At 48.7% G+C, this 3,059-nt stretch carries 3 protein-coding genes and 2 pseudogenes; all 5 read left to right on the top strand.

All coding sequences use genetic code 11. The features are described 5' to 3' along the window. Window positions 1-225: hemagglutinin repeat-containing protein (locus ACTHRE_RS11030; protein ID WP_440345275.1), on the top strand; the 225-nt coding region annotated here is incomplete at its 5' end. A gap of 165 nt (window positions 226-390) precedes the next feature. Beyond that, window positions 391-501, top strand: a pseudogene (locus ACTHRE_RS11025) (adhesin); the annotation flags it as partial. Between the two features lie 801 nt (window positions 502-1,302). Continuing rightward, window positions 1,303-1,713 (top strand): annotated as a pseudogene (locus ACTHRE_RS11020) (hypothetical protein); the annotation flags it as partial. After that, window positions 1,710-2,075 carry an immunity 8 family protein gene (locus tag ACTHRE_RS11015; RefSeq protein ID WP_204788449.1) on the top strand — a complete coding sequence of 122 codons (366 nt, stop codon included), beginning with the start codon at window positions 1,710-1,712 and terminating at the stop codon, window positions 2,073-2,075. The pseudogene ACTHRE_RS11020 and the gene ACTHRE_RS11015, both read left to right, overlap by 4 nt. Window positions 2,076-2,135: 60 nt before the next feature. Further along, window positions 2,136-3,059, top strand: a 924-nt coding sequence (locus ACTHRE_RS11010; protein WP_440345276.1) for a hemagglutinin repeat-containing protein, incomplete at its 3' end; no start/stop codon positions are given.

Here is a 3,059-nt window from a genome sequence, read left to right as displayed (position 1 = left end):
AACACCCTGCTGCAATCGGACAAACTGCAGCTCAGCAGCAAGGGCAATACCGTGCTGAACGGTGCCCAAGCCCATGCCCGACGCATTGATGCCGATGTCGGCGGCACCCTTTATATCGAAAGCCCGCAGGACACTGTCGAACAGGAGAGCAAACAAAGCGGCGGCGGCATCCGTGCCCAAGTTGCCCTTGGTACCGCATGGAACGTATCCGGCAACTACAACTAAAGCAAAGCCAGCGGCCACAGCCGCAGCGTCGGCAGCCAGAGCGGCCTCTTTGCCGGCGAAGGCGGCTACCACATCACCGCCGACAGCGTCCGGCTCAAAGGCGGCGCCATCGCTTCTGCCGCAGACAAAGACCACAACGAACTCACCGCCCGCAGTTTCAGCTTCAAAGGAAAACCCGGAGCTGCTAGAGAAATGTCCTCTTCAGACAATCCGAATCAAACAGCCGAGGCTTTTGCACGTCGATATTTAGGCAGGAAACCTACACTAATGGAAAGATGGAAAATATAAATTTATAAATCCGGACAATCCTAATGACTACATTATATATCCTTAGAAATATTTTATTAATAATTGTTTTTATTTTGCTTTTTGGATGTTCATTAAAAGATCATCAGCATGAGGTATATAATGATTCACAATTTGAAATATTTGGTTTCATTGATCCAGATTGCATAAAGCAGGGAAAAATTTCCAATGAATGCTATAGATATAGGGAAAAGCGTAAGTAGAACATGTAGAAACAGTAGGAGTGTTTCTTTCTGATTTTTTAAAGTAAATGTACAGCTGCAAGTTTTTCGATTTTCTTACTGATAGGATAGAGCAATTCCGTTCCTAGGGTATTGAAAGCACCTAAGGGTTGCCTGTCCACCTCCCCTGGAAGCATCCTATCTGGCAGCCAAAGAGATTGTTGTAGGCACATGGGAGGGCATACGCTACCCGTGGGACAATACCATTGTTCCATTGGCCGAAGCCGTTTCCAGTCCCGTGCAAACAGTCAACAAAGTTATGATGTCCTACGAAAACTGGAAAGCGGTTCGCGACGAAGCATACATCAGCGATCCGCAACTTGCAGGCAGAATGGACGCAATGTTTGATGCCCGGGTTGGAACCAATGTAGCATTTATGGTTGTCAGCCACGGGACGGCATCTGCCATTGTCCGCCCGCCTGCCGCCGCAAAGGTAGTGAAGATTGTCGGCAAGGCTGAGGCTCCGCCCGGAAAAGCTGTGCCTGTCGGCGAAGCCCGCATTCCTTCAAGTCCCAAAGTCCAGAAAGTTACGCCTGATACTGTCCGAAGTACTTCAGGAGGAACTGCTAATGCGGCAACCTATCCCAAATTAATTAATCAGTTAAATGAACAGAACTTAAAAAATATTGCTGCTCAAGATTCAAGATTGGCAAGTGCTATAAATGATTGGAAAACAATGCAACCAAATAGAAAAGGGGAAATTAATTTTGGAATTGGTTCTGGAACTGCTAAAGAAGCGGATAAACTAGGAAAAATTTGGGTTGGAGATGGAGCAAAACCAGTGAATAGTTCTTCTTGTCCAGGATGTCTGTTAAGTGCAGATGGTACACGATTATATCGTCCCCCAACTATAAAAACTAACACTTCAAAAGCTTTCAATCCTACAGGAGTACAGGCTAATTTCGTTATTAGAAATTCCGATGGAAAAACTTTAACTAATGGACACTTGAATATAAAATGATTAAACTGAATTTAGAAAGCATAGAATTATATAATGTTAATTTTGAAGAATTTTCCCCTGAAATACCTGATAATTTTTATCAATGGATAGATATAGAGATTGGGATTGAAGGTGAACAGGGGACATCCATTTTTTCCTTTTGCGTTTGCTCCCCAAAATGGATTTCACATAATTGCAGTAAAGAAGGTTTCTTTTGGTTAAATGCACTAATAATGGAACAGTTTAATCATAAAGATATTATTGATGAAATTAATAAAATATTAGCATACTGCTCAAGAGAAACATGGGAATTGTCATTATCGAATTTATTAAAATTTTTTTCTTGGGAATTTGAGGATTATCATCCCGACCAACCAACATAACAGACCTATACATACAATATCAGCTGATATGGCGGCAGCAGCAAGCGTAGCGGTTTCTCCATCGACAACCGCGACCATATCACCCCCTTCGGCACCTTTAACGATCAGGGGCAGGCTGCGGGCGAGATCGGCAGCATCAGCGGCAGCACCCTGTCCGTGGGCGGTAAAACCCGTCTGCTTGCCGAAAAAGGCAATATCGCCGTCAGCGGCAGCAGTCTAGTCTCCCAAGACGACCTGCTACTCAAAGCCGGCGGCGACATCGACATCCGCGCCGCCGAACACCGCCAAAGCCAAAGCGAGCGCCAAGTTTCTTCCGGCATCGGCAGCGCCGTCATCTCCGACACCGAACACTTTAGCGGCTGGATGAAAAACCGCCGCGAGAGCGAAGGCGAAGAAACCCGGCAGACCGCCAGCCAAATCGGCAGCCTGAAAGGCGGCGTGCGGATAGATGCCGGCGGCGCCTACCGCCAAACCGGCAGTGATGTTGCCGCCGCCCGCGACATCGACATTGCCGCCCAAAGCGTCGATATCCGTACTGCCGACAATCACGGCCGCAACCACCAGAGCGAGCGCGACCTTAAAATCGGCACCTTCGCCAAAATCTCCTCACCGCTGATCGATCTGGTCAACGCTGCCGAAGGTGCTGCCAAAAGCAAAGCCGACGACCGCACCCGCGCCCTGCAGGGTCTAGTCGCCGGCGCCCAAGCCTACCAACTGGCCGATGGCGTCGGCAAAGTGGCCGATGCCCTTAAAAACCAAACCGGACAGCAAGGCGCCGTCCTCTTGTCCGTTGAAGCCGGCTTCGGCTTTAAAACCGCCAGCAAGGAACAAAACCAAAACTACCGCCAAAGCCGGCAAAGCAGCCTGAAAGCCGGCGGCGACATCAACATCGGCAGCCGCGAGGGCAACATTACCGTCCAAGGCAGCAACATTACTGCGGGCGACACCATCCGCCTCGATTCCGCGCGCGACATCCTGCTGCAG

The sequence above is a fragment of the Neisseria sp. P0001.S007 genome (assembly GCF_051963655.1).
Taxonomy (GTDB): Bacteria; Pseudomonadota; Gammaproteobacteria; order Burkholderiales; family Neisseriaceae; genus Neisseria; species Neisseria subflava_A.
Note: the sequence above shows the minus strand (reverse complement) of the source record. Positions and strands in the feature narration are given on the sequence as shown.

What these genes read in the sequence shown, in the direction of transcription:
- ACTHRE_RS11015 (WP_204788449.1), top strand. Translation starts at nt 1,710, where the DNA reads ATGATTAAACTGAATTTAGAAAGCATAGAATTATATAATGTTAATTTT.